Genomic DNA, 25,961 nt, shown 5'->3' with positions numbered 1-25,961 from the left:
TTGTCTCAGTGCGCGATGCCGGAGCCGGCCGCTTCGTCGATCAACCGCCCGCTGGCGAAGCGATCGAGGTCGAACGGGCGGCTGATGTCGTTGTGCTTGCCTGATGCCAGCAGGTTTGCCAGCAGCGTGCCGCCTGCGGGAATGGCCTTGAAGCCGCCCGTGCCCCAGCCGCAATTGAGGAACAGGCCGGGCAGCGGCGATTCGCCGATGATCGGCGAGGAATCCGGCACGACATCGACGATCCCAGCCCATTGCCGCATCAGCTTGAGCTGGCCGAAGATCGGGAACATCTCCAAAAGGCCGGCGATCACCCCCTCCAGCGTCGGCAGATTGCCGCGCTGCGCATAGGAAGGAATGCGGTCGAGGCCGCCGCCGATGACGATCTCGCCCTTGTCCGACTGGCTGACATAGACGCCGCAGCCGGGCGACAGCACCACCGTGTCGAGGATCGGCTTGACCGGCTCGGACACGCAGGCCTGCAGCGCATAGGAATTGATCGGCAGCCGGAAGCCGGCCTTGGCCGCTAGCACCGAAGAATGCCCGGCTACCGCCATGCCGATGCGCTCGGCCCGGATCGCGCCACGCGAAGTCTGGACGCCGCGACAGCGGCCGCCCTCGATGATGAAATCGGTGATCTCGCAGTTCTGGATGATGTCGACGCCGAGCCGGCTCGCCGCCCGCGCATAGCCCCAGGCGACGGCGTCATGGCGCGCCGTGCCGGCCCTGCCTTGCCAGATGCCGCCGAACACCGGGAAGCGCGCATTGGCTGAGAAATTATAGATCGGCGCTACCCGGCGCACATCGTCAGGTGAAAACAGCTCCGCATCGATGCCGTTGATCTGCATGGCGTTGACGGTGCGCGCCCCGATCTCCATCTCGGCAGTCGAGTGGCACAGATTGACCATGCCGCGCTGCGACAGCATGACGTTGTAGTTCAGGTCTTTCGACAATCCCTCATAGAGCTGGTGCGCCAGCCCGTAGAGTTCGACACTTTCGGGATAATAGTAGTTGGAGCGTACCACAGTGGTGTTGCGCCCTGTGTTGCCGCCGCCGATCCAGCCTTTTTCCAGCACGGCCACCCTGGTGAAGTTGTGATTCTTTGCCAGGTAATAGGCCGTCGCCAGCCCATGGCCGCCGCCGCCGATGACGATGGCGTCGTAGGACGGCTTCGGCTCGGGCGATCGCCAGGCCGGTTGCCAGCCGGTCTGGCCAGCCAGGCCCTCCTTGAACAGCGACAGGGCGGAATAGCGTGTGGTCATGACGTGCCGGACAGGCCTGATGTTCGGAAAGAAATGTGGATCATCGAATGGTCTTTCGCACCGACGTCATCGGTTCGATCGGTCATGCCCGCATCGCCTTGCCCAGTGGATCATATGGCGACGAAGCGATGACGCGCGCATCTCTTTCGACGCCGACGATGTGGGTTGTCAACGGCGTATCGATATCGGCCGCTTCGCGCTCGACCAGCGCCATGGCGAGGCTCTTGCCGACCGTATGGCCATAGCCGCCGGAGGTGACGAAGCCGGCCAGCCTGCCTCTGTTCCAGACCGGCTCGTAGCCGCTGGCATCGGCATCCGCCGCGTCGATTTCGAGCGTCACCAGCGTGCGCCTCGATGAAGCCTTCTGCTCTTTCAGGGCCGCCTCGCGGCCGATGAAATCGCCCTTGTCGAAGGCGACCCAGCGGTCCATGCCGGTCTCATCAGGCGTATAGTCCTGCGTGAATTCGCGCGACCAGATGCCAAAGCTCTTTTCGAGCCGCAGCGAATTGACCGCGCTGAAGCCGTATTCGGTGACTCCCAGATCGCTGCCTGAGGCAAGTAGCGCGCGGCGCAGGCCCATGTGCTCATTGGCCCGGCAATGAATCTCGTAGCCGAGTTCGCCGATGACCGACAGTCGTCCGACCTTCGCCCGCACCAGTCCGACATCGAACGTCCTGCAGGCGAGAAAGCCGAACGCCTGGTGCGAAACGTCCTGATGTGTGAGGCGCTCAAGTAGCATTCGCGCATTGGGACCGGCGAGCGAGAAACCAACGACGGCGTCCGAAATGTCGCGAACGGTGACGCCATCGCTCATATGTTGCTCGAACCAGCGCATATGCCACTGGCGCAGATAGTAGGATCCCATGATCCACCAGGAGCCATCACCCCAATTGAAGACGGTGAGGTCGCCCTTGAGCTTGCCGTTTTCACCCAGCATCGGCGCGAGTTTTGCGCGACCCGGCCTGGGCAGCGCACAGGCGAGCAGCCGGTCGAGCCAGGCTTCGGCCTGCGGCCCGATGATCTCGTAGCGCGAGAAGGCTGATATATCGAGCAGGCCGACACCTTCGCGCACTTTGCGGCATTCCTGTGCGACAATGTCGAAGGCGTTGGAGCGCTTCAGCGTCGGTGTCTCGACGAAGCCTTGCGGCGCGAAATAGAGCGGCACTTCCATGCCCCATGAATTGCCCCAGCGCGCGCCGGCGGCATCCATCGCGTCATGCGCGCCGGCTGTTTTCAAGGGCCGTCCCGCCGGCAGCTGCTCGTTGGGATAGCTCATGACGAAGCGGCGCGAATAGAACTGCCCGGTGGTCTGCTTGATGTATTCGCGGTTGGAGGCGAAGTCACCATAGCGGGCGATGTCCATGCCGTAGACATCGGCTTCCGGCTCGCCATGGATCATCCATTCGGCCAGCGACTTGCCGACGCCGCCGCCTTGCAGGAAGCCGGCCATGACGCCGCACGCCACCCAGTAATTAGGCACGCCGCGCACCGGGCCGACCAGCGGATTGCCGTCCGGCGAGAAGGTGAAGGCGCCGTTCACCCAGCGTTTGATGCCGGCTGTCTCCAGGCAGGGGTAACGGCTGAAGCCGAGCGCCAGTTCGTCGGCGATGCGGTCGGTGTCTTCCTGGATCAATTCGATGCCGTAGTCCCAGGGCGCCCCGTCCATGTTCCAGTGCTTGTGGTTGATCTCGTAGATGCCGAGCAATAGACCCTTCTGCTCCTGGCGCATGTAGGTGAAACCTTCGAGATCGACGATCAGCGGCAATTCCTTGTCCAGCGCCTGGATTTCGGGCAGCGCCTCGGTGACGAGATAATGGTGCTCCATCGGCGATACCGGCAGGTCGATGCCGGCCATCCTGCCAACCTGCTTGGCCCACAGTCCGCCGGCATTGACGACGTGCTCGGCAATCACCGTGCCCTTCTCTGTCACCACGTCCCAGCCGCCGTCGGCGCGGCGGTTGAGTTCCAGCACGCGGTTGTGCTCGATGATGTCGGCGCCGCGCAGCCTGGCTGCCTTGGCATAGGCGTGAACGACGCCCGAAGGATCGATATGACCTTCGCGCGCGGCATAGAGCCCACCCAGCATGCCCTCGGTGTTGAGGATCGGGCAGCGCTGTCGGATTTCGTCGACGCCGACCAGATGGACATCGTCGATGCCCATGGTCTGGAAGATGCGGTAGGAGGCCTTGAGCCATTCCCAGCGCTCGGGCGCCGAGGCGACCGAGATGCCGCCGGTCATGTGCATGCCGATGCTCTGGCCCGATTCCTTCTCCACTTCGGAGAGCAGGTCGATCGTGTAGGCCTGCAGGGCGGCGATATTGGGATCGGCGTTCAGTGCATGGAACCCGCCGGCCGCATGCCAACTCGATCCCGCTGTCAGTACCTCGCGTTCGATCAGCGCGACGTCGTTCCAGCCGAACTTCGCCAGGTGATAGAGCACCGAGGCTCCAACCACGCCGCCGCCGATGACGATCGCCCTGTATTGGGATTTCATCCTGTCGCACTCCACCCAGTCAGTGGCGTACCCTATCGGCATTGTACATATGTGTCTAGAGCTTGGAAAGGCGATGGAATGAGCGGCCCATGACTCCGCTCTGCGCCGATGCAGCAGAGGGGCTCCTCTGCTGCTGTCGGCAGCAAACGTGCTTGCTATTGGGATGCGCTAAGCGAAATCGTCAGGCCGCGGCGGCCGAGCGGGCCGTACTATCGGTTGCGCGAAAGCGTCTTCTCGACATAGCGCGAAAAGTCCTCGACATCCTCCGCCGGGGGCTCCTGGCCGGTGAAGCTGCGCAAATAACCGGCGACGTGAGGCAGGCGGCTGCTCATCGGCTCGTTGAGCTCAAGCGAGTAATAGCCGATCTGCATGAAGTACAGCACGCGAGCCCGCACGAAGGCATCCTCCTCGTCGTAGCCATGACGCATGAACATGTCGCGGATGGCGTTGACACGCTCCTCGTCGGCCTCGTCGAGCGCGCGCCTGATGGCGGGCGAGCGGCGGGCCCAGGCCCTGATCGCGAAATCCAGCTGCGGATCGAACAGCCTTTCGTCTACCCAGCATTCGAAAATGCTCATCACCCCGCGAATGACGGTCGCGGAAGGCCGCCTGGCCCGTTCAACGATGAATTTGGTGTTGGTCTGCCGCCAGTAATCCAGCAGCTGGTCGAGCAGATCCTGCCGGCTCTTGAAATACCAGTAGAAGCTGGAACGCGACACATCGAGCTTCTGTCCAAGCGTCAGCACGCGGACGCGTTCGACACCGTCGGAGATCAACGTTTCAAGAGCAAGTTTCAGCCAGTCTTCGCGAGTGGCCTTGATGTTGCCGGTGGCGCCGGCGCGCTGAATCGTCGTTTCGAGAGCTGCCATCGACACGACGCATGACACGCTGTCTCAGGCAAATCAAGGCTATGGACATATGTGTACAGAGTAAATCGGGCCAAGCCGAACGATGCATCGGGCCTGTCGGCTGCATCGAGGCTCGATGGGCGTTGCCGTCGCCCGCCATCCGCGCGGCGCAGGCGGGGGGATTTTTGTCGCGGCTGCTGGTTCACTGTTTGCTTTCCCGCGAGGCAATTGTCTGGCAAATACCAGTTCAGACAGATGCCCGCGCGGCCAACAAGCAGGAACACACGATATGACGCTGTTTCGAAAGAACCTCATCGATGGCGAATGGGTCGGCGAGGCCGGTTCGCGCAACATCAACCCCTCGGATACTGGTGACATCGTCGGCGATTATGCCTCGGCGGGTGTCGAACAGGCCAAGCAGGCGATCGCCGCGGCCAAGGCAGCGTTCCCGGCTTGGTCCCGTTCCGGTCCGCTGGCGCGTCACGCGGTGTTGAAAAAGGCCTCCGACGAGATTCTGGCGCGCAAGGACGAGATTGGCCGCAATCTCGCGCGTGAGGAAGGCAAGACGCTGGCCGAAGGCATAGGCGAGACCATTCGCGCCGCCCAGATTTTCGATTTCTTTGCCGGCGAAACGTTGCGTTTAACCGGAGAGGTCGTGCCGAGCGTGCGACCGGGCGTCGGCGTCGAGATGACGCGCGAGGCGGTCGGCGTGGTCGGCATCATCACGCCGTGGAATTTTCCGATCGCCATTCCGGCCTGGAAGATCGCTCCGGCATTAACCCACGGCAACACCGTCGTCTTCAAGCCGGCGGAGCTGGTTCCCGAGAGCGCCTGGACCATTGTCGACATCCTGCATCGCGCCGGCCTGCCAAAGGGCGTGCTCAATCTCGTCATGGGCAAGGGTTCGGTCGTCGGTCAGGCGATGCTCGACAGTCCCGACGTCAACGCCATCAGCTTCACCGGCTCGGTCGGTACCGGCAAGCGCGTTGCCGCGGCAAGCATCGAACACATGCGCAAGTTCCAGCTTGAAATGGGCGGCAAGAACCCTCTGGTCGTGCTCGACGATGCCGATCTTGCGATCGCCGTCGATTGCGCGCTCAATGGCGCCTTCTTCTCGACCGGCCAGCGCTGCACCGCGTCATCCAGGCTGATTGTGGCTGACGGCATTCACGACCGTTTCGTCGATGCCCTCAAGGACCGCATGAGCAAACTGGTCATCGGCGATGCGCTCGACGCGCAGACCCAGATCGGTCCTGTCGTCGACGCGACGCAGCTGAAGCAGGACGAGGACTATATCGCCATCGGCGTCAGGGAAGGTGCCACGCTCGCCTTCGGCGGCGAGCGGCTCGACCGCAAGACGCCAGGCTTCTACCTGCAGCCGGCATTGCTCACCGAGGCCACCAATGCCATGCGCAGTTCGCGCGAGGAGATTTTCGGACCTGTCGCCAGCGTCATTCGCGTCAAGGACTATGACGAGGCGCTTTCCGTCGCCAACGACACGCCCTTCGGCTTGACCTCCGGCATCTGCACCTCGAGCCTCAAGCATGCCACGCACTTCAAGCGCAATTCGGAGGCCGGAATGGTGATGGTCAACCTGCCGACGGCGGGTGTCGATTTCCATGTTCCCTTCGGCGGCCGCAAGGGCTCGAGCTATGGGCCGCGCGAGCAGGGCCACTATGCGGCGGAGTTCTACACCACGGTGAAGACGGCCTATACGTTCGCAGGCTGATCGGCCGTCGACTGATCAGCCTGACTGATCGGTCACTGCCGACCATGCCGGCAACACCGCCATGCACATCTGGATTGGAGCGGCGCGAAAGGATGACAGTGCAAGATCTGACCTGGCTTAACCCGCCGCCGCACCATTCTATCGACGGCGATAGCGTTCGTGTGCGCACCGGCAAGGAGACCGATTTCTGGCGCGAGACCTTCTACGGTTTCTGGCGCGACAACGGCCACTTCCTGCACCGGCCTGTCGAGGGCGATTTCAGCGCCGAAGTCACGGTCAAGGGCGACTACGAGGTCCTCTATGATCAGGCCGGGCTGATGGTCCGGCTCAGCGAAACGCACTGGATCAAGGCCGGTATCGAGTACACCGACGGCCTTGCCTATTTCTCCGTCGTCGTCACCAACGACACGTCAGACTGGTCGCTGGTCGCCATTCATGCCGATCCGAACGGCGTCAGGATCCGGTTGACCCGTCACGCCGAGGCGATCCGCGTCCAGTACCTCGACGCTTCCGACAGCCACTGGAAGCCTGTGCGGCTTGCCTATTTCCCGACCTCGAAGACGGTCGATATCGGCATGATGTGCTGTTCGCCGCAACGCGAAGGCTTTGAGGTAACGTTCTCGGATTTCTCCCTCGGTCCGCCGATATCGCGGGAATTGCACGATTGAGACGTGCGGTCTTGCGCTGAACCGCAAGCACTTCGACCTTTGCCACAATCAAGTCTGTAGACCGCCAGTGCCTCCGGCCGAGCCGGGGGGTTGGCCGCGGCACTGCAGCCGGCGAGATCGTCAGCCAGTTGCGATGCCGCCAGACGGTTCGAAATTTTTGGCCCCTGGTTCGGCTCAAGGCGGTGCAAGGCAGGACGTTGCAACGCTATTGGCATCCGCGCTAGGAGTTGCCGATGGGCAGGTTTCGAAGGGCTGTCAAAAGAGCCGTCTATTCCAGGGCGCTAAGGTTTCTTGGCGTTCCGCCCGTGCTGTGGTCGCAGGGCATCGGGCATTTCTGCGATTTCGCCGGGCCGCGCTGGTATCGCAACGCGCCAACTGCATCGACGCAGAGCGAGGCATTTTTCCGCCAACATTACAGCGGCGCGCATGGCATCGTCTGGCTGCGCCTGAGCACCTTGTCCAGGGATGCGCAAACCTGCGACCTCGACACGTTTGTCAGGATCGTGCTGCCGACGATTACGGCACCGTTCACGCTGCTGACGACCGATGGAGATGCTTCGGTGCCGTCGGATCTGGCGAAGGACACCGTCGACCAGCTTCTCGCCAACCCTTTCCTGGTCTCCTGGTACAGCCAGAATTGTGATGGCACTCACCCCAGGGTGAAGCCTTTCCCGATCGGGCTCGATCTTCACACGCCTCGGTCCCTTGCCACGCCGGCAGGGCTTGTGAAGCAACTGGAAATCATACGCGCCCGGCAGGATCATGTGGACCGCCGTCCGCCCAGGCTGTTCTCTGATTTCAGCATCAGCAATGGCTCGAGGCAGCGCCGGGAACTGCTTGATGCCCTGGGCGGATGTCCGCACGTCGATTTCCTGACGAAACGCGTCTCGCAGCGCTCGATCTGGCAACTGTACTCACAATACCCGCTCGTGCTGTCCACCGAAGGCAACGGCCTGGACTGCCATAGGACATGGGAGCTGTTTTATCTCGGCTGCATCGTCGTCACCAGGACCTCGCCGCTCGACCCGCTCTACCAGGGCCTGCCTGTCATTATCGTCGACGACTGGCATGAGGTGAGGGACCCCGATGCGCCGAGACGCTGGATAGAGCAGGTCGCGCATCTGACCGACCGGGACCATGTTTGGCGACGCTTGCATCCGCAAACCTATCTCGGCCCCATTCGGCAAGAGCTTCAGCACGCATCATGATAGGGCAGACCACGAAATTCCGGCTGGACGTCGTGCGGAGCGGGCTCCTGCAAGCGATGTGGAACGATGTCGCTCCTCCATATCTGGTGGAGTGAGGGATCAGGTGCCAGCCTCGTCCAGCCCCAGTCCGCCGCGGACGGCATTGCGGATGGCTTCTGAGCCGAACCTTGCCCAAACCGCTTGATGCGCGCGGATGCGCTGCCGTGCCCTGCGGTCCGCGTCCAGGCAAAGTCCGACAGCCGTCTCGGCAAGTCCTTCATCGGTATCCGACAGCAGCAGTTCCTCCCCGTCGACCAGGTCCAGGCCCTCGGCCGCCAAAGGCGTGGCGATCACCGGCACGCCCCACGCCATCGCCTCCAGAATCTTGATGCGGGTGCCGCCGCCTGCCGCAAGCGGGATGATGGTGAGATGCGCTCTCGACAGAAGCGGCGCCATGTCTTCGGGGTCTTCGACGAGCTCCACGCCAGGCAATCCTGCCAGCGCTTGCACGGCCGTTGTCGGGTTGCGCCCAGCGAGAATCAGTGTCGCGGTCGGCAAGGTCAGTCGGATGCGCGGAACTATGGAGCCGGCTAACCTCTGGACGGCATCGACGTTTGGCGGATAGCCGAGATGGCCGACGAACAGGATCACCGGAAAGCCTTCGTCGGATACGGGCTCGGCGGGCAGCGTTTCGGGGCTGTGCCCGGCCTGCGGAATTCCGTTTGGAACGACATCGATCGGCAACTTGTGCCGGGAAAGCGCCATCAACCGCTCTCGATCCCGGCTCGAGCAGACCCAGACCCTGTCGACAAGGGAAAGCGCCTTTCTCTCGAGACGCCTGATGCCAAGGCCCTCGCTGATCGTCGCCACCGCAGCCCGCTTCGCATCGACGTGCCGCAGCTGTCCCGCCAGGTCGGACTCGACATTGTGCATGTCGAGGATGAGCTGTTTCGTCAGTGCCCGCAAAGGCCGCAGCAGCTTGAACAGGCCGATGCCCTCGATCAGCACCGTGTCCGGGCGGAAGTCCCGAACCAGTGTCTCCAGCCGCGTCAAGGCGACGCGCGAGATGCGACGCTCCGCCCTTATACGCCACCACCCGATCGAGGCCGAGCGGGCCTCTCCCTTGATCGACAAGGCTTCGGTGCGGATAGACGGATCGGTTGTTTCCGTCGCCTGCGGCAGCACAGATACCAGGCAGACCGGGCCGAATTGCGCAGCAGACTCAGCATTGCGGTAGTTCCGCAGATCCGCGCCGGAGATCGGCGGAAAGGCTGGATCGTGGGACACAACCAGCACACGCCGCCCGGCTTTCGCCGCGGAGACAGCGTCGAGCGGTTGTGCGCCCGCGGGTTTCAAAGTGGACGCTCTGGGCTTTGCGCCTGAGACTTCATTCCAGACGGCATGCGCGACGGCCCCAAACCATAACAATCGGCTTCGACTTGTTCAGCCGACGAGCCTTTCGTCAAGCGCCGCATCGTCGCTGAATGTCAGATGCACCAGCTGCGGCGGGCTGCCGGAATGTCACCATCGCCTTGACCACGCCAACCAGCGGCCCGCCAGATGCTTCCACGATGAGGTGAGCCTTGTCCGCCGATAGGCGTCACCGGCCATCTTGATGCCTTGCGCCTGCGTCGGGAATGGATGGATGACGTCGGCCAGCGCACGCAATCCCATGCCCGATTTGATCGCCAGCGACACCGCATTGATCATCTCGCCGGCATGGCTGGCAACGACCGTGGCGCCCAGGATGCGGTCGGACCCCTCCCTGACGTGGATTTTCACGAAACCCTCCTCCTCGCCGTCCATCACCGCACGGGCGACATCGTGCATCAGCACTGTATAGGTCTTGACCGGGATGCCGTTCTGGCGCGCCTCCGCCGGATAGAGGCCGACATGGGCGATCTCCGGATCGGTATAGGTGCACCACGGAATGACCAGTTCGCTCAGCTTCCTGCGTCCGAGAAACAGGGCATTGCGTACGACCATGCGGGCTGTCGCCTCGGCGGTGTGGGTGAATTTGTAGGCGAGGCAGACATCGCCCGCCGCATAGATGCGCGGATTTGTGGTGAGGAGACAGTCGTCCACCTTGATACCGTCGGCATCGTAAGCCACCCCGGCGTTTTCCAGGTCGAGGCCGTCGACATTGGGCGATCGGCCGATGCCAGTGATGATCTCATCGACGGAAATCGTCGTCGTGATGTCGTCGCACACCAGGTCGGCGAGCTTCTTGCCGCCTTCCGTTCGTATCGCCACCACCTCGGTGTTGAGGCGAACCTCGACACCTTCGCGCGCCAGCGCATCCGAAAGGATCTGGGCGGCATCGCGTTCCTCACCGGGCAGGAACATCGGTTCGCGCTGCGCCTGGATCACCTTCGCGCCCAGCAGGCAGAAGGCCTGCGCCGCCTCGCAACCGAGCGGTCCGCCGCCGATGACCAGAAGCCGCTTCGGGCACTCCGTGAGATCGAACATGGTCTCGTTGCTGAGATAGCCGGCGTCGGCAAGCCCCGGGATCGTCGGCAGCCTCGGGCGCGCGCCTGTCGCGATCAGCGCCTTTCTGAAACGCAAGATTTGTCCGGCGACCGTGACAGTGTCCCTTCCGGAAAACCGCGCTTCGCCGAAATAAAGGTCGATGCCTTCGGAAACCAGGCTATCGGCGGCATCGGCGCGGCTGATCCGCTGCCGGATCTGCCGCATCCGCGTCATGGCGCGCTGAAAGTTGATGTGAAGACGGTCCGGCATGTCGCCGCCGAAATTCTCTGCATCGCGCATGTCGGCATAAAGCCTTGCGGTGCGGATGATCGACTTCGACGGGATGCAACCGACATTGACGCAAGTTCCGCCGATCAGGTTGCGCTCGATGAGCGCGACCTTTGCGCCGAGGCCGGCCGCTTCGTAGGCGGCGGTCAGCCCAGCCGGCCCGGCACCGATGACCACGATATTGTAGGGATCGTCCGGCTGCGGGTTCTTCCAGTGCGGCGGGTGGGCGCTCTTGATCAGCTCGATGTCGTTGTGATCGACAGGAAAGGCGGTAGTCCTGGTCCGGTCACGCGACATCGCCGCCACCCGACGCCGGGCTTGCTGGCTGAGACAGCCAGCCGCCATTGAACCCGGCCTTCCGCAAGCCGTTGCGGATGTGTTGATTTGACCGCATCAGTCTCCAGATCAACCCTGACCGATGGTTCTCGATCATCATCACCACGATGCCTTGATCCAGCCCATAGTGGCCTTCCGACACCCAGCCGTGCCTCCCGAATTTACGCCGGTTCGCCAATGTCGGGTTGAAACCGCTCGGCAGTCGGAAATTACCGATCACCTCGGGGTAGCGATCACCGAGATGGCGCAACGCCGCCAGGCAGATCTCCGGGGCGAAAGGCAGTGATGCCGGATAGGACCAAGGCGCGATCGTCCCGTCATCGGGCCCGAACGGCGCGCCGCGCGCGGCATAGCCGGAAAACCGCCGGCGCTGTCGCTCCACGCTGGTGCGAAAACCGCCTGGCCCGTCGCCCGCCGAAAGACCCCAAAGGTTCTCGTCGTAGCCGCCATAGCCGTAAGGGTTGTGGCGTGCATAGTCGCGGTGCAGATAGGTCGAGCGGCGGCTGTTTTCGAAATAGTCCGAGTTCTTCTCGCGCATGAAGGCGTCGCGGATGCCGGCGAAATCGATCCAGGCATGCGAGAACTGGTGCATGAACAGCGGACCGCCATACAGCACGTCGTAGCCGTAGATGTTTTCCCACTGATAGGTCGCCGTCCAGCCCTCATAGCTGTTGTCCGAGGTCGGGCTGTCGGGCGAAGCCATCGACAGGATGTAGAGGATCGTGGCTTCGTTGTAGCCCTCCCAGCCATAGTGGAGAAAGCCGCTCTTCGGCTTCCAGCCTTGTCGCAAGGTCGGGCTTGAGCCTTGTGCCCACCGCCAGTCGACGCGCCGGTAGAGCGCCTCGGCCAGTTGGCGGATTTCTGCTTCCTCGTCATCGTCACCGGAGAAATAGGCGCCCGCCACCAGCATGCCCGATATCAGCAACGCCGTATCCACCATCGACAGTTCGCAGCGCCAGACGCGCAGGCCGGTCCGCATATCGAGGAAATGGTAGTAGAAACCCTTGTGGCCGGTGACGTCGTCGCTATGGCCTTGCGGGCTGGCCGAGAAGAAGCGCAGCGCGGCCAGCGTCAGCTTCGCGGCGGCATCGCGCGCCATCCAGCCGCGCTCGACGCCGATCGGGTAGCAGGACAGCGCGAAGCCGACGACAGCGATGCTGGCCGGCGAATTCGGCCGCGACGTGTCGGCGACCAATCCGTTTTCGGGGTTCACGTTCTCGAGGAAATAGTCGAAGGCGGCGCGCTGATAGCGGTCCAGAAGCTCGTCGTCGGACAGCGCGGCAGGCTCGGCTCTAAGCAAAGGAAACAAGCTCCCGCCGGATGGCTGCAACGCCCGTCAACCGCCAACCAGTTGCCCCGCACCGGCAGATCATCACGCATGCTGAACTGTCATGCCGCGTCATAGCTTTCCCGTATAGCTTTGTTGCGTCAACGTCGATTCGACGCCTGGGACTATACGCCCCTACGCTCCCGTTCGTTGCGTCGTCACGCGGAATTGAAATGCGTCCTGCCTCAGTAGGTGGCGCGGCCGCCGGAAACGTCGAATACGGCGGCGGTCGTGAACGAACACTCTTCCGAGGCAATCCAGCAGATCAGCGCCGCCACCTCTTCGACCTCGCCGAAGCGCGCCATCGGTATCTTGGACAGCATGAAGTCGATGTGCTCCTGGCTCATCTGCTTGAAGATAGCGGTGCGCACGGCCGCCGGTGTGACGCAATTGACCGTCACCTTGGTCTTGGCCAGTTCCTTGCCGAGCGACTTGGTCAGGCCGATCACCGCAGCCTTCGAGGTGCTGTAGGCGGAGGCATTGGGATTGCCTTCCTTGCCGGCGATCGAGGCTATGTTGACGATGCGGCCATAGTTGCGCTCGAGCATGTGCGGCACGAGCGCCTTGTTGCAGTAGAAGACGCCGTTGATGTTGATGTCGATGACCTTCTGCCAATCCTCGGCCGAATAGTTCCAGGTCGTCATGTTCGGCCCGGTGATCGCCGCACTGGTGACCAGGATGTCGACACCGCCAAGCGCTTCGATCGCCGACTGCTTGGCGCGTTCCACGCCGGCCGCATCGGCGACGTCGATGGCAACACCGTGGAGGCCGGGAAGGGTGGCTTTGGCCTGTTCGATCTGAGCCGGATCGCGATCCCAGACTGAAACCCGTCCGCCCTCTTCGACAATCCTCTGAGCCACTGCCAGACCGATGCCCGAAGCGCCGCCGGTGATCACCGCCGCTCGATCGCTGAACCGCCCTGTAAAATTCATCGGCATCCTATTTTCCCCATCATCTCAACCCGATGGACGATGACGGCACGCGACCGCCATACCATCGACTGCGACTGTGCGGTCACCATCAGGCGAGTTCAAGCCGGCATGCGAGGCCGATCGTCTGGGCCAATCCCGTTACCCAGGATTTCCCTCGAGCTCTCTGCCCAGCGCCTTCACCATCGCCACCAGCGCCGGTCCGATCTCGGCATGCGCGCGCTCTTCCGTGATGATCTCGCCGATGCCGCCGCAGGTGATGGCAACCAGCGGCGAGCCGTCACTCGGACGGAACGGCACGCCGACCGCATGGATATAGCTGTGCCAGGCGCCGAACGACGTCACATAGCCCTTGTCTGCATACTGGGCGATCGCATCGTCGATCGCCGCCCCGATCATCGCCGCCCTGTCCGGCTCGGCCTCCTGCAAAGCCTCCACAAGGCGAGCGCGCTCCTCAGGTGAAAGGGCCGCCGCATAGGCCAGCCCCATCGATGTCTTCCAGATCGGCAGGTAGGAGCCCGGGTTGAGGCGCAGCGTGACAAGGCTCTCCGACCGGCAGTTGGCGAGATAGACCATGTTGAGGCTGTCGCGCGTGCCGAGCGCCACCGCCGCCCCCGTCAGGTCTGCCAGCGGCTGCATCAGCGGCCTGGCGACGTGCACGACGGCGCTGGAGCTCAGCGCTGAATAGCCGAGTGCCACGGTGGCAGGCCCCAGGCTGTAGCGGCCGAGATCCTTGTCGTAGAGGAGATAGCCGAGCGCGCTTAGCGTATAGGTGATGCGTGAAACCGTGGCCTTGGGCAGGCCGGTGCGGGCAATGATGTCCTGGTTGCCGAGTGAGGCATCGCCCGGGCGGAAGGCGCGCAGGATGCCGAGCCCGCGCACCAGCGACGACGAAAGCTGCGCGCCTTCGCCTTCAAGCTCCGTCTCGTCCCTGGTTGCTCGCTTGCGCACGCTGAGGTCTTTCTGGCGTCGTCGTCCGCCTGTCGGGCCAGCGTCGCCGGCGTTGTCTAAAAAATGAAATTAAATTCCATTTATATTGACAGGCGCTTTCCCCCACTGTCAATATGCTTCCCTCGATGGCATCTCCAAGCGCCCTGTGCCATCTTACGAAGCCCCTCCTTGTGAAGGTAGCCACGTGTCTCGCTATATTTTGCGCCGGCTTATCGCCATGCCGTTTCTGGTGCTCGGCATCGTCACCATCGCCTTCCTGATCACCACGGTGACCAAGGGCGATCCGCTGACCGCCATTGTCGCCGAACAGCAGATGAGCAACCCCGAAGTGGTGGCCGCCGCCAAGGCGCGCTGGGGTCTCGATCGTCCTTTGCCGGAACGCTATATGATATATCTCGGTAATCTGCTGAGCGGCGATCTTGGCACCTCCTTCATCACCAAGCGCAATGTCGGCACCGACATTCTCTACCGCTTGCCGGCAACGCTCGAACTGGTTTTCGCTGCGATGATCTTCGGCACCACGCTCGGCATTGTGCTTGGTGTGCTGGCCGCCTATTTCCGCAACAGCCTGATTGACCATGGCGCGCGGCTGTTCGCCTTGTTCGGCTCTTCGCTGCCGGTGTTCTGGTCGGGGCTCGGCCTGTTGTTCATCTTCTCCGTCATGCTGAACTGGCTGCCGGGGCCGGGCAGGGTCGATGCCCGCCTGGCATTGCCGCCCGGCATCACCGGCTTCCTGACCATCGATTCGCTTCTGGCTGGCGACTGGACCGTCTTCAAGGACGCGCTCCGGCACCTGCTTCTGCCGGCCTTCGTCCTCGGCTGGACGGTTTCCGGCACCATATCGCGGCTGGTGCGCGCCAACATGCTTGATGTGATGAGCCGCGAGTTCGTCCTCACCGCGCGCGCCAAGGGCGCGAGCGAATTCCGCGTCGTCATCGTCCATGCGTTGCGCAACACCATGGTGCCGACCCTGACCGTCATCGGCTATTCCTTCGCCTATCTGATCACCGGCGCGGTGCTGACCGAGACCATCTTTTCCTGGCCGGGCATGGGCTCCTATGCCGTCGAGGCGGCACGCGCGCTCGACTTCCCGGCGATCATCGGCGTCACCATCGTCGGCGGCCTCGCCTTCCTGGTCACCAACCTCATCACCGACATACTCTATGTCGTGGCCAATCCGCGCGTGCGGTTGAGCTGATGTCGGCGGTCGCAACCAAATCCCGTTCCGCCGCCGTTCCCGAATGGCTGACCGCGCCTTTGGTGATCGGCACGGTCGTCATCCTGTTCTGGCTGTTCATGACCGTATTCGCCAACCTGGTGGTGCAGTTCGATCCGCTCGAAATGGTGGCGCGCCGCTTGCAGCCGCCGAGCTGGGCGCATTGGCTCGGCACCGATGCGCTCGGCCGCGATGTTCTCGCCCGCACCTTGCACGGGGCGGCGCATTCGCTGCCGATCGCGGTTCTGGTCGTCGTCTCGGCTGTGGTGATAGGCTCGCTGCTCGGTGCCATTTCCGGGTTCGTCGGCGGGCTGACCGGTGCGGCGATCATGCGGCTTGTCGACGTCACTCTGTCCTTCCCGCCGATGCTGCTGGCTATGGCCGTCGCGGCGTCGCTTGGGCCGGGCCTCGGCAATGCCGCCATCGCCATGGTTCTGGTCTGGTGGCCGGTCTATGCCCGGCTGATGCGGGCGCAGGTGCTGGAGGTGAAGGAGCGTGAGCATGTCGAGGCGGCGATCGCCGCCGGCGCCAGGCCGCGCCGCGTGCTGTTCACGCACATATTGCCGCTTTGCTGGACCCCGGTGCTGATCAGCGCGACGATGGATCTCGGCCAGGTCGTGCTGCTTGCCGCGTCGCTCAGCTTCATCGGACTCGGCGCCACGCCGCCGACGCCCGAATGGGGGTCGATGATCTCCGATGGCGCCGTCCATTTCTACCAATGGTGGATCGCCTTCGGTCCGGGCGTCGCCATCCTCACCATCGTGCTCGGCTTCAACTTCATCGGCGACGGCTTGCGCGACATTCTCGATCCAAGGTCGGATTAAGCGATGAGCGCACAGATATCTACAGCGCCGCCGGGTGCAGTCGACAAGGCGGGCAAAGGTGAGCCGCTGCTGTCCATACGCGGCCTGCGGGTAGGCTTCCGGCGGGCAGGCGATCAGTTCGAAGCGGTGCGCGGCATCGACCTCGAAGTCGCCAAGGGCGAAGTGGTCGGCATTGTCGGGGAGTCCGGCTCGGGCAAGTCCGTCGGCATGCTCGCCGCGCTCGGCCTGACGTCGAAGAACGCGGTCGTCACCGGTTCGGTCCGCTTCAACGGCGACGAACTGGTCGGCAAATCGTCACGCGAAATGCGCAAGATCAGGGGCGCGCGCATCGCCATGATTTTTCAGGACCCGCTGTCCTCGCTAAACCCGGTGATGACCGTCGGCGCCCAGATCGCCGAGGCGGTCAGGCTGCATCAGCGCGTCACCCGCAAGCAGGCCATGGCGCGGGCGGTGGAATTGCTCAATCTGGTGGCGATCCCGCAGCCGGAGCGCCGGGTGAACCAGTATCCGCATGAATTCTCCGGCGGCATGCGCCAGCGCGCGGTCATCGCCATGGCCGTCGCCAACGATCCCGATTTGCTGATCGCCGACGAACCGACCACGGCGCTCGATGTGACGGTGCAGGCGCAGATATTGGCAGTGCTGCGTTCGTTGCAGGAGCGGCTCGGCCTTGGCCTGGTGCTGATTACCCATGATCTCGGCGTCGTCGCCGGTCATGCCGACCGCGTCGCGGTCGTCTATTCCGGCCGTGTCGTCGAACAGGCTGGCGTATCCGAGCTGTTCGCCGACCCGCGCCATCCCTATACGCGCGGCCTCATTGCCTCGATCCCCAATCTCGAGGAAAGCCGCGAGCGGCTGTTTTCGATCGATGGCTCGCCACCCGCACTTGGGCGCTTGCCGGGCGGCTGCGCCTTCCATCCGCGCTGCATCTATGCCGAGGCACGCTGCAGGACCGAGGATCCGCCTTTGCACGACATAGGCGGCCGCTTCTCGGCCTGCCATTTCGCGACGACCTTGCCGCCCTTCCATAGCGCCTCGCTGGCGGCGGCAGAACTGGACAGTGGAAGCATGGCCCCATGAGCGCAGTGGAGCAAACTCAAGTCGAAACCAAGCCGGCGGCAGCGCTTTCCGTGCGCCATCTTGTCAAGGATTTTCCGGTTCGCGGTGGCCTCGTCTTCGATCGCGCGGTTGCCCATGTGCGTGCGGTGGCCGATGTGTCCTTTGACTTGGCGTCAGGCGAAACGCTGGGCCTCGTCGGCGAATCCGGTTGCGGCAAGTCGACCCTCGGGCGCTGCCTGATGCGGCTGATCGAGCCGACCAGCGGCGAAAGCTGGTTCCGGGGCCAGAACCTGCTCGCCCTCAACCACGAAGACATGCGCCTGATGCGGCGCTACATCCAGCTGGTCTTCCAGGATCCGTACGGGTCGCTGCATCCGCGCATGCGCATCGCCGACAACATCGCCGAGCCTTTGCGCATGAGCGACATGTCGGCGGCCGACCGCCGCGCCCGCGTCGCCGAATTGCTCGAACTGGTGCGGCTCAATCCCGAGCATGGCAAGCGCTATCCGCATGAACTGTCCGGCGGTCAGCGCCAGCGCGTGGTCATCGCCCGCGCGCTAGCGCTCAACCCGCAAGTGGTGATCCTCGACGAACCGGTTTCGGCGCTCGATGTTTCGGTGCAGGCTGGCGTGCTCAATTTGCTCAGGGATATCCAGCAGTCTTTCGGCACATCCTATCTGTTCATCGCACATGATCTTTCGGTCGTGCGCCACATCTCGCACCAGGTCGCGGTGATGTATCTCGGCAAGATCGTAGAGATCGCACCCGCGGCCGAACTCTATTCGAGGGCGCTGCATCCCTACACGCAGGCGCTGCTGTCGGCGGTGCCGCTCGCCAATCCCGAGAAGGAGCGCAAGCGCGAGCGCATCGTACTGACCGGTGACGTGCCGAGCCCGCTCAACCCACCATCCGGCTGCCGCTTCCGCACGCGCTGCTTCAAGGCGCAGGCGATCTGCGCTGCCGTCGAACCACCGCTCGATCCGGCTGGCGGTTCGCATCGCGTCGCCTGTCATTTTCCGGAGCCGGTCAACACGTTCAAGACTGTGTGATTGGCCTGCCGAATTCACCCGAAGGAATCTTGATCGTGACTGAGGACCATTCCGAGAATGCCGGTACGGCAGGATCCGCGCGCCTGCCGCTCGAAGGCATCAAGGTTCTCGATCTTTCCCGCGTGCTCGCCGGTCCTTGGGCAACGATGAGCCTTGCCGATCTCGGCGCCGAGGTCTGGAAGATCGAGAACATAGATGGCGGCGACGACACCAGGGCGTGGTCGGTGCCGAGCTACAAGGGTGTCTCGACCTACTATCTCTGCGCCAATCGCGGCAAGCAGAGCATCGCGCTCGACATGAAAAGCCCGCAGGGGCTGGCCATCGTGCGCGAACTGGCGGCGAAGGCCGACATCGTCGTCGAGAATTTCCGCTCCGGCACCGCCGACCGCCTCGGCGTCGGTTTCAAGGAACTCAGCGCGCCAAACCCGCGGCTGATCTACTGCTCGATCTCCGGCTATGGCCAGACCGGACCCGATGCCGGACGGCCCGGCTATGATTTCGTCATGCAGGCCGAAAGCGGCCTGATGGCCATCACTGGCGAGAGCAATGGCGAGCCGATGCGCGTCGGCGTCGCCATCACCGACATCGTCTGCGGCATGGTCGCGACGCAGTCGATCCTGGCAGCGCTTTACGAGCGCGCGACGACCGGCAAGGGCCAGTTCCTCGACCTGTCGCTGATCGACTGCGCGCTCAGCCTGCTGATCAATGTCGGCAGCGGTTACCTCAACACCGGCCGCGAGGTCGCCCGCTACGGCAATGCGCATCCGACGGTTGTCCCCTATCAGATATTCGAGGCCTCCGATGGCGGCTTCGCGCTGGCCGTCGGCAATGACCGCCAGTTCGCGGCGCTGTGCGAGAAGGTCCTTGATCTGCCACATCTGGCTGGGGATGCGCGCTTCATCAAGGCAGGCGCGCGTGCCACCAACCGCGAGGCTTTGATCCCCGAATTGGCGGCTGCCTTCAAGACCAAGCCACGCGACCACTGGATGGCAACCTGTGCCGCCGCCAGCGTGCCGGCCGGGACGGTAAAATCGATACCGGAAGTCTTCGATAGCCCCAATGTGCGCGAACGTGGCCTCGTCCAGACCTTGCCGCATCCGCATCTCGGCTCCGTCGCCATGGTGCGCCCGGCACAGGGACTTGCCGCGCAGCTGACCGCCGACTTTACCGCGCCGCCGATGCTGGGCCAGGACACAGCTGCCGTGCTGGCCGACGTGCTCGGCTACAGCGCCGAGACCATCGACCAACTGATCGGCTCCGGGGCTGTCAGCGTCTATGCGCCTGCAGCCGAACCGATCCCGCCTGATCTTCCACGGAACGTGGCAGCCCTCGTCTCGCATTTGCGGGTCGACTGAGTGGTTCTTCACTTCAAGAGCGCGAAGAGCCGTTCCCGGAAATGCTCGGCCAGCTACTTCTGCTGGCCGTAATTCTTGTACCGCCCCCGAATGGCGGCTATCTCGCTGCCCTCGATGATCACCGGTGTGCCGGCGCTGCGCGCCAAAAGGTATTGCCGCGCCAAGGTCTCGAGCTTGATGGTGCGGATGAGCGCCATGTCGAGATCGCCGCCGAAAGCGATCATGCCATGATTGGCGAGCAGGCAGGCTGACCTGTCCTTGAGCGCGACGACGGCAACCTTGGCCAGTTCGCTTGACGCGAACAGCGCATAGTCCGAACAGCGCACATCATCGCCACCGAAACCAGCGACCATGTAATGGAACAGCGGCAGTCCCTCGCGCAGGCACGATAGCGCCACGCAATGGTCGGGATGGGCATGCACGACGGCACCGGCCTCGGGGAAAGCCTTGTAGATCTCGGCGTGCATTTCCCATTCGCTCGACGGCCGGAACGCCCCCTCCCAGCTGCCATCGAGTTGCATCGGCACCATCTGCTCCGGCCGAAGCGCGCTTGTAGCTATTCCCGTCGGCGTGATCATCATGCCGCTTGTCGTCCGCACGCTGATGTTGCCGGTGGTGCCGACATTCATCCCGCTGGCGTCCAGCGTCTGCGTCGCGGTGATCAGGCTGGCGCGTGCAGTCTCGGTGTCCATCACGATGCTTTTCCTGTGGTTGGCCGCATGACAGGTTTTGCCGGTGGCCATATATCGATCGCCGGCGCGACGGTGGTCGCCCGTGTCATGTCTTGCAGGACGTCGGCGAAAATATCCGGGCCGCCGAGCTTCCCCGATTTCAACATCAGCGCCAGCGGCTCGGATGGCAGGCCGGGGAGGTGGGCAGTGGCACGCGACAGTCCCGGCCCCTCATAGGCACCCATGGCGATGCGGTCGATGCCGAGCGCCTTGACCACCGAACCGGCGGTCTCGCCGCCGGCGACGACCAGCCGCCGCACACCGAGTTCGAGCACAAGAATGTGTGCAATCCCGGCCAGCATCTCTTCCGCCTTTGCCGCCACCGCGTTGCGGCCATGCGCCTGCTGCAGCGCTTCGACCGTCGCTTGCGGCGCCGTCGTGGCAATGGCGATCATCGTGCCGGGCAAATGCCGCTGGGCGAAGGCACGCGCTTCGGCCACTACATCGGCGCCGGCGAAGGCGCTGGCCAGATCGATCGTCAGCAGTGGATTGTTTTGCGCAAAGCGTTCGAGCTGTTCGATGGTGCGGTCGGCAACGCTGCCGGCCAGCACCGCCGCTGGGCCGTTTATGGCCGGCAGGCTGGCAGTAACGAGATCGACTGAATTCAGCAGCCCATGCGTGAGCCAGGCCGGTGGCAGATGCGCGGCGACCGAGGAATTGCCGGTCATCAGCGGCAGGTCGAAGGTCGCTTCCGCGATCGCAACCAGGTCGCGCTCGCGGATCGTGTCGGTGACCAGCAGCGTCTCGCCGCCCGCGCTGTGCTCTCGTATGGCGTTGCGGATGGCCTCCGCCCCGGCATCGACGACGAGATAGGGCACCAGCCCGACCTTGCCTTTGCTCTGCGCCTGCAGCACGCGAACCAGATTGGAATCGGTCATCGGCGTCAGCGGATCGAAGCGCTTGGGCGATTCACCCAGCAATTGGGCGCCGCCGAACATGTGTCCCTGATAGACGGTGCGGCCGGTCTCACACAGCGCCGGAGTGAACAGCGTGACGCCGCCGCCGAGGCGCTCGAGCAGCGCCTCGGCGCAAGGACCGATGTTGCCGGCAGGTGTCGAATCGAAAGTGGCGCAATATTTGAAGAAGATCTGCCGGGCACCAGCTTCAAGCAGCCGGTCCGCCGCCGCCAGAACCTGGCGCACCGCATCGCTGGCCGCGATGACGCGTGTCTTGAGCAGGATCACATGGGCAAGATTGCCTGGTGGGATCGGCGCACTCAGTCCGACCGTGCATCCCGTTGGAATGCCGCGCGCCACCAGCATCGACGCCAGCTCGGTGCCGCCGGTCAGATCGTCGGCTATGGCGCCGAACAGGAGTGAAGGCGTCGCGGTCATGCGCCCCGTCTCATGTCCGTCTGCACCATGGCTGCCCGTCTCGCAGTTGCCTGTCTCATGTCGGTGGTCAGGCCATTCGTGGTATCATATACACAGCCCACGCGACGCAGGCGACGCCGGCGCCGCTGCAAGAACGGAGAGCGGATGTGACTGCTTCTATCGCGCCGATCGCGCGCGACAATCTGACGACGCGCGTCTACGAGGAGCTTCGCCGCGCCATGATGGAGGGCCGCTTCTGGCCGGGCCATCGCTTCAAGATCCGCGACCTTGCCGCCAGCCTTCAGGTGTCTGAGACGCCAGTGCGCGAGGCGCTGATGCAGCTGGTCCGCGAAAAGGGTCTGGAGATGGAGGCTGGCCGTTCGATCACCGTCGCCCAGCTGTCGCTGGCCCAATATCTGGAACTGCGCAGCATCCGGCTGCATCTCGAAGGCATGGCGGGGGCGGCGGCAACAACGCGCATCGAGCCACGGGAGATCGACCGTCTGGCCGAGGTGCATGACAGACTGATTGCCAACGAGGACAATGGCCATTGGTTCGAAGCCGTCCGCGACAATTGGGAATTCCATCACTCGATCTACCAGGCGGCGCAAATGCCGGAGTTGCTGGCCATCATCGAGGGCATCTGGCTGCGCAACGGACCACTGGTGAACTATCAATACCCGCACGCCAGGCCGACCTACGACGGCCGCCACCGGCACCTCGACATTCTCGACGCGCTGCGGGCGCGTGACGAGAACGGCGTGCGCAAGGGCATTCAGCAGGACATGATCGAAGGCGGACGCCTGTTGGTCAAGGTTCTCGAACGGCTGAACGACGGTGCGGTCACGCCGGAGGAACTGCGCCGCGCGGCGCAGAACGGCCGCCTGGTGTCGGCCGCCGGCTGAGCGTGTTTTTCTCCTAGACCGCATCGGTGCCGGTCACGCCACCTGCGCCGCGGCGGCCATGCCGGCATCGGCAGCCTGCAGGGCGAGATCTATGTCTTTTGCCGTGTGCGCGGCACTCAGGAACATGTTGTGCCGGGGATGGAAATAGGCGCCTTCGCGCAAGGCCGCCGAGCAGAAGGCGTCGGCCTTTTTGAATTCGGCATCGCCGTCGAAGAGCACCATCGGCATCGACACCGGGCCGGTCTGGCGAAGCGACAGGCCATGCTTCTTCGCTGCGGCATCGAGGCCTGAGCGCAGCCTGTCGCCGGCTTCAGTCATCCTGGAGATGGCGTCGGTGTCGCGCAGCGTGTTGATGGTGGCGATCGCGGCGGCCATGGCGACGGCGCCATACCAGAACGACCCCGTCACATAGACCTTGGTCGCGGCTTCGCGAAACCGGTCGGTGCCGGTGATCGCGGCAAGCGGATAGCCATTGGCGATCGCCTTCGAGAAAGCGGACAGGTCCGGCCGTACGCCGAGCGGTTCCCAGCTGCCGGCGAGATCGATGCGGAAGCCGGCCCTGACATCATCGACGATCAGCGCCGCGTCGGCGGCGGTGGTGAGCTCGCGCGCCCGTCTGGCGAAGGCGGCGGTCGGCAGTTCCTGGTCGCGGGCGATATCGTGGCGGAAAGCGGTAACGACGACGGCGGCAAGATCGCTGCCGGCCTGCTCGACGGCTGCCTCGAGGCTGGCAACATCATTGTAGTCGAAATGGACGATATGGGCGCGGTCCTCGGCGGTGACGCCGGCGAGCGAAGGCGTGCACCACGGCACGGCGCCGTGATAGGAGCCGCGCGCGACCAGCACCTTGCGCCGGCCAGTGCCGGCGCGTGCGATCGTCACACAGGCCGTGGTGGCGTCGGTGCCGTTCTTCTGCAGCATCGCCCAGTCGGCATGCGCGACGGTCTTGACCAGCAGTTCGGCCAGCTCGACCAACACCTCGCCAGGGCCGTTCATCGCATCGCCCAGACGACGCTGCCGCTCGGCCGCTGCCTCGACCGCCTGATGATGGTGGCCGAGGATATTGGGGCCCCAACTGCACATCAGGTCGATGTACTCGCGGCCATCGACATCCCAGACCCGGCAGCCGTCGGCGCGCTCGAAGAATTGCGGATAGGCGGAGCCGAGATAGCGCGTCGCCATGTGCCCCCACATGCCGCCCGGAATGACCGAGGCCGCGCGCTCGCGCAGCAACTGGTCTTTGGAGTTGATCAGGGAAGTCATAGCGAGTTCTCCGCGTATTGATATATCATATATTGATCTTAATGCTGGAAGAACAGGATTTGCTGACCGTCCAGGATGAGGAAGCGAGAGGCGGCTGGCCGCCTCCCGCATCTTTTCGCTCAGTGGCTGAGTTCCGCCAGCGGGAGGTTGCAGCAGGCGCTGTAACGCACGCCCTTGACGTCCGATTTGTAGGCCAGGATCAGGTTCGGGCTGATCAACGGCAGGATGATCCTGTCCTTGATCATCTCCTCGCCGGCCTGATGCCACAGCTTGGCGGCCTCGTCGCCGCTTGCCGCAAGGGCTGCCTTGTAGATATCCGCTTCCTTCGGATTGAGCACCGACGGGTCGCGCTCCGCGCCGGCGCGGCGCGCCCACGGGCTGCCCTTGGTCATGGCGAAATAATCGACGTATTGAGACGTGCCGTAATAGTCCGGCGCGTAGAACACCGCCGTCATCGGGATGCCGTCGCCATTGACGCGTTCGCGCCAGTTGGCGAAGGGGATCGGCTGCAGGTCGAGCTTGATGTTGATCTTGGCCAAATCCTGCTGAACCTTCTGCATCAACAGCGACAGATCGACGCCATAGACGTTCATGCCGGGAAACGCCGCTTCCATCTCGAAGCCGTCGGCATGGCCGGCCTTGGCCAGAAGTTCCTTTGCCTTGGCGACGTCATAGGGTTGCGCCTCGAAGCCCGAACCGCCGGGGAAGCCGAGCGGGATCGGTGCGCTGATCAACTGGCCCTCGGAGCCGATGGTGAAGTCCAGGATGCTCGGACGGTCGAGACCGAGCGAAATGGCCTCGCGCACTTCGGGCGTCAGCGGAACCTTGTTGGCCTTGGCGCCGGGCGACAGCGCCACATAGATGAAATTGTAGGACGGCACGGTCTCGATTTTCACGTCGCTGCCGGTCATCGTCTTGGCCGTGTCCGGGTCGATCTGCATGGCGATGTCGGCGGTGCCGCTCTGCAGCATCTGTGCCTGGGCCACCGCATCCTTGGTCTGGCGGATGACGACTTCGCTCAGCGCCGGCGCCGTGCGCCAGTATTTGTCGTTGCGTGCCAGCCGCAGTTCCGAATTGGGCTCATAGGATTTCAGCACGAACGGTGCGCTGCCGGCCGAATGCGCCAGAAACCAGGCCTCGGCATTGTCTGTCGTCGAAGCGTCCGCATCGGCCTTGGCGCCGGCTTCGGAAGCAACCTTGCTGTTGACGACCGCTGCGTAGGGCGCCGCCGCGATGTTGAGGAATTCGGAGCTCGGCGCGACCATCTTGACGACCACCGTATGCGCGTCCGGGGTCTCGATCGAGGCGACATTGTCCATCAGGAACGAGGCGCTGCCCTTGAGGTTCTTCAGCCTCTCCCAGGACCATTTCACGTCCTTGGCTTCGACCGGCGAACCGTCCGAGAATTTGGCGGCCGGGTCGAGCGTGAAGGTGAAGCTGCTCTGGTCGGCATTGCCTTCCCACTTCGAGGCGAGCAGCGGGATCAGCTTGTTGTCCTTGTCCAGCGTCAGCAGCGATTCATAGACGCTGGAATTGTAGATCTGGCAGGTGTCGCAGAAGGCGCGGTGCGGATCGAGCGAGTTGAGGTCGATGTTGCGCGCAATGACCAGCGGCTTGCTGTCCTGCGCGAACGTGGCCGGCGCCCAGAAGGCGCTGGTGGCCAGCAGCACGGCTGCCAGCATCTTCGCCCTGGTCTTGTTTCTCTGTAGGATGCTCATGTCAGTTCTCCCATTTTCTTGTCGGATCTTTGTGGCAATGCGT

21 protein-coding genes are annotated in these 25,961 nt (G+C 63.7%); 9 read left to right on the top strand and 12 right to left on the bottom strand.

From position 1 onward, the window contains the following. Nucleotides 1–5: 5 nt before the first annotated feature. From EOB49_RS05815 to EOB49_RS05805, 3 genes are all read right to left on the bottom strand, one after another. Nucleotides 6–1,259, bottom strand: a complete 1,254-nt coding sequence (locus tag EOB49_RS05815) for a sarcosine oxidase subunit beta (protein WP_127380431.1) — start codon at nucleotides 1,257–1,259, stop codon at nucleotides 6–8. Between the two features lie 82 nt (nucleotides 1,260–1,341). Further along, nucleotides 1,342–3,753, bottom strand: coding sequence for an FAD-dependent oxidoreductase (locus tag EOB49_RS05810; RefSeq protein ID WP_127380430.1), 2,412 nt, complete (start codon nucleotides 3,751–3,753; stop codon nucleotides 1,342–1,344). A gap of 209 nt (nucleotides 3,754–3,962) precedes the next feature. Then, nucleotides 3,963–4,622 carry a TetR/AcrR family transcriptional regulator gene (locus EOB49_RS05805; RefSeq protein WP_024501867.1) on the bottom strand — a complete coding sequence of 220 codons (660 nt, stop codon included), beginning with the start codon at nucleotides 4,620–4,622 and terminating at the stop codon, nucleotides 3,963–3,965. Between the two features lie 268 nt (nucleotides 4,623–4,890). On the opposite strand from EOB49_RS05805, the gene EOB49_RS05800 reads away from it, so the two are divergent. The 3 genes from EOB49_RS05800 (at nucleotide 4,891) to EOB49_RS05790 (ending at nucleotide 8,206) form a co-directional block, all read left to right on the top strand. Continuing rightward, nucleotides 4,891–6,330 (top strand): aldehyde dehydrogenase family protein, encoded by a 1,440-nt coding sequence (locus EOB49_RS05800; RefSeq protein ID WP_127266939.1) that lies wholly within the window; start codon nucleotides 4,891–4,893, stop codon nucleotides 6,328–6,330. Between the two features lie 92 nt (nucleotides 6,331–6,422). Continuing rightward, nucleotides 6,423–6,998 (top strand): DUF1349 domain-containing protein, encoded by a 576-nt coding sequence (locus EOB49_RS05795; protein ID WP_127320100.1) that lies wholly within the window; start codon nucleotides 6,423–6,425, stop codon nucleotides 6,996–6,998. A 233-nt stretch (nucleotides 6,999–7,231) separates the two neighbouring features. Continuing rightward, entirely contained in the window at nucleotides 7,232–8,206 is a 975-nt protein-coding gene (locus EOB49_RS05790; protein WP_127380429.1) for a hypothetical protein, read from the top strand. 99 nt (nucleotides 8,207–8,305) lie between these two features. Here EOB49_RS05790 and EOB49_RS05785 read toward each other — a convergent pair whose 3' ends face one another. From EOB49_RS05785 to EOB49_RS05765, 5 genes are all read right to left on the bottom strand, one after another. Next, nucleotides 8,306–9,472, bottom strand: coding sequence for a glycosyltransferase family 4 protein (locus EOB49_RS05785; RefSeq protein WP_245472528.1), 1,167 nt, complete (start codon nucleotides 9,470–9,472; stop codon nucleotides 8,306–8,308). Nucleotides 9,473–9,706: 234 nt separating this feature from the next. After that, nucleotides 9,707–11,239, bottom strand: coding sequence for a mercuric reductase (locus EOB49_RS05780; protein WP_127380427.1), 1,533 nt, complete (start codon nucleotides 11,237–11,239; stop codon nucleotides 9,707–9,709). Next, entirely contained in the window at nucleotides 11,229–12,578 is a 1,350-nt protein-coding gene (locus EOB49_RS05775; RefSeq protein WP_127380426.1) for a glucoamylase family protein, read from the bottom strand. The genes EOB49_RS05780 and EOB49_RS05775 overlap by 11 nt, the downstream gene beginning before the upstream one ends. 212 nt (nucleotides 12,579–12,790) lie before the next feature. Next, on the bottom strand, nucleotides 12,791–13,543 hold the full coding sequence (locus EOB49_RS05770) for an SDR family NAD(P)-dependent oxidoreductase (RefSeq protein ID WP_127380425.1): 753 nt from the start codon (nucleotides 13,541–13,543) through the stop codon (nucleotides 12,791–12,793). Between the two features lie 132 nt (nucleotides 13,544–13,675). Further along, nucleotides 13,676–14,485 (bottom strand): IclR family transcriptional regulator, encoded by an 810-nt coding sequence (locus tag EOB49_RS05765; RefSeq protein ID WP_127266932.1) that lies wholly within the window; start codon nucleotides 14,483–14,485, stop codon nucleotides 13,676–13,678. A gap of 184 nt (nucleotides 14,486–14,669) precedes the next feature. On the opposite strand from EOB49_RS05765, the gene EOB49_RS05760 reads away from it, so the two are divergent. The 5 genes from EOB49_RS05760 to EOB49_RS05740 are packed head-to-tail and all read left to right on the top strand — an operon-like array spanning nucleotide 14,670 to nucleotide 19,988. Beyond that, on the top strand, nucleotides 14,670–15,683 hold the full coding sequence (locus EOB49_RS05760; RefSeq protein ID WP_127380424.1) for an ABC transporter permease: 1,014 nt from the start codon (nucleotides 14,670–14,672) through the stop codon (nucleotides 15,681–15,683). Next, a complete protein-coding gene (locus tag EOB49_RS05755; RefSeq protein WP_127380423.1) occupies nucleotides 15,683–16,525 on the top strand; it encodes an ABC transporter permease in 843 nt (280 codons plus the stop codon). Before EOB49_RS05760 ends, EOB49_RS05755 begins: the two co-directional genes overlap by 1 nt. 3 nt (nucleotides 16,526–16,528) lie before the next feature. Then, nucleotides 16,529–17,605: an ABC transporter ATP-binding protein gene (locus tag EOB49_RS05750; RefSeq protein ID WP_127328824.1), complete on the top strand. Its 1,077-nt coding sequence runs from the start codon at nucleotides 16,529–16,531 to the stop codon at nucleotides 17,603–17,605. Next, nucleotides 17,602–18,633, top strand: coding sequence for a dipeptide ABC transporter ATP-binding protein (locus tag EOB49_RS05745; protein WP_127380422.1), 1,032 nt, complete (start codon nucleotides 17,602–17,604; stop codon nucleotides 18,631–18,633). The genes EOB49_RS05750 and EOB49_RS05745 overlap by 4 nt, the downstream gene beginning before the upstream one ends. Nucleotides 18,634–18,668: 35 nt before the next feature. Then, nucleotides 18,669–19,988 carry a CaiB/BaiF CoA-transferase family protein gene (locus EOB49_RS05740; protein WP_127380421.1) on the top strand — a complete coding sequence of 440 codons (1,320 nt, stop codon included), beginning with the start codon at nucleotides 18,669–18,671 and terminating at the stop codon, nucleotides 19,986–19,988. 53 nt (nucleotides 19,989–20,041) lie between these two features. Here the strand turns inward: EOB49_RS05740 and EOB49_RS05735 are convergent, their stop codons facing one another. Further along, nucleotides 20,042–20,680 carry a class II aldolase/adducin family protein gene (locus tag EOB49_RS05735; RefSeq protein WP_127380420.1) on the bottom strand — a complete coding sequence of 213 codons (639 nt, stop codon included), beginning with the start codon at nucleotides 20,678–20,680 and terminating at the stop codon, nucleotides 20,042–20,044. Beyond that, the gene (otnK, locus tag EOB49_RS05730) at nucleotides 20,680–22,053 is read right to left on the bottom strand and encodes a 3-oxo-tetronate kinase (RefSeq protein WP_127380419.1); all 1,374 of its coding nucleotides are present in this window, start codon (nucleotides 22,051–22,053) and stop codon (nucleotides 20,680–20,682) included. The genes EOB49_RS05735 and otnK overlap by 1 nt, the downstream gene beginning before the upstream one ends. Before the next feature lie 146 nt (nucleotides 22,054–22,199). On the opposite strand from otnK, the gene EOB49_RS05725 reads away from it, so the two are divergent. Further along, a complete protein-coding gene (locus tag EOB49_RS05725) occupies nucleotides 22,200–22,937 on the top strand; it encodes a GntR family transcriptional regulator (RefSeq protein WP_023811567.1) in 738 nt (245 codons plus the stop codon). Nucleotides 22,938–22,970: 33 nt separating this feature from the next. Here the strand turns inward: EOB49_RS05725 and EOB49_RS05720 are convergent, their stop codons facing one another. Both EOB49_RS05720 and EOB49_RS05715 read right to left on the bottom strand, forming a co-directional pair. Then, a complete protein-coding gene (locus EOB49_RS05720) occupies nucleotides 22,971–24,200 on the bottom strand; it encodes an aminotransferase class III-fold pyridoxal phosphate-dependent enzyme (RefSeq protein WP_127267756.1) in 1,230 nt (409 codons plus the stop codon). A 119-nt stretch (nucleotides 24,201–24,319) separates the two neighbouring features. Beyond that, nucleotides 24,320–25,882, bottom strand: a complete 1,563-nt coding sequence (locus tag EOB49_RS05715; protein ID WP_164761653.1) for an ABC transporter substrate-binding protein — start codon at nucleotides 25,880–25,882, stop codon at nucleotides 24,320–24,322. Nucleotides 25,883–25,961 lie beyond the last annotated feature (79 nt).

This window comes from Mesorhizobium sp. M7A.F.Ca.MR.148.00.0.0 (assembly GCF_003997735.1).
Lineage (GTDB): Bacteria > Pseudomonadota > Alphaproteobacteria > Rhizobiales > Rhizobiaceae > Mesorhizobium.
The sequence above is the reverse complement of the archived record's forward strand: the minus strand, read 5'-3'. Positions and strand labels throughout refer to the sequence as shown.

Excerpts from the sequence above, each read along its gene's own strand:
- EOB49_RS05815 (WP_127380431.1), bottom strand. The coding sequence starts at position 1,259 with ATGACCACACGCTATTCCGCCCTGTCGCTGTTCAAGGAGGGCCTGGCT.
- EOB49_RS05810 (WP_127380430.1), bottom strand. The coding sequence starts at position 3,753 with ATGAAATCCCAATACAGGGCGATCGTCATCGGCGGCGGCGTGGTTGGA.
- EOB49_RS05805 (WP_024501867.1), bottom strand. The coding sequence starts at position 4,622 with ATGGCAGCTCTCGAAACGACGATTCAGCGCGCCGGCGCCACCGGCAAC.
- EOB49_RS05800 (WP_127266939.1), top strand. The coding sequence starts at position 4,891 with ATGACGCTGTTTCGAAAGAACCTCATCGATGGCGAATGGGTCGGCGAG.
- EOB49_RS05795 (WP_127320100.1), top strand. The coding sequence starts at position 6,423 with ATGACAGTGCAAGATCTGACCTGGCTTAACCCGCCGCCGCACCATTCT.
- EOB49_RS05790 (WP_127380429.1), top strand. The coding sequence starts at position 7,232 with ATGGGCAGGTTTCGAAGGGCTGTCAAAAGAGCCGTCTATTCCAGGGCG.
- EOB49_RS05780 (WP_127380427.1), bottom strand. The coding sequence starts at position 11,239 with ATGTCGCGTGACCGGACCAGGACTACCGCCTTTCCTGTCGATCACAAC.
- EOB49_RS05770 (WP_127380425.1), bottom strand. The coding sequence starts at position 13,543 with ATGCCGATGAATTTTACAGGGCGGTTCAGCGATCGAGCGGCGGTGATC.
- EOB49_RS05755 (WP_127380423.1), top strand. The coding sequence starts at position 15,683 with ATGTCGGCGGTCGCAACCAAATCCCGTTCCGCCGCCGTTCCCGAATGG.
- EOB49_RS05750 (WP_127328824.1), top strand. The coding sequence starts at position 16,529 with ATGAGCGCACAGATATCTACAGCGCCGCCGGGTGCAGTCGACAAGGCG.
- EOB49_RS05745 (WP_127380422.1), top strand. The coding sequence starts at position 17,602 with ATGAGCGCAGTGGAGCAAACTCAAGTCGAAACCAAGCCGGCGGCAGCG.
- EOB49_RS05735 (WP_127380420.1), bottom strand. The coding sequence starts at position 20,680 with ATGGACACCGAGACTGCACGCGCCAGCCTGATCACCGCGACGCAGACG.
- otnK (WP_127380419.1), bottom strand. The coding sequence starts at position 22,053 with ATGACCGCGACGCCTTCACTCCTGTTCGGCGCCATAGCCGACGATCTG.
- EOB49_RS05720 (WP_127267756.1), bottom strand. The coding sequence starts at position 24,200 with ATGACTTCCCTGATCAACTCCAAAGACCAGTTGCTGCGCGAGCGCGCG.
- EOB49_RS05715 (WP_164761653.1), bottom strand. The coding sequence starts at position 25,882 with ATGCTGGCAGCCGTGCTGCTGGCCACCAGCGCCTTCTGGGCGCCGGCC.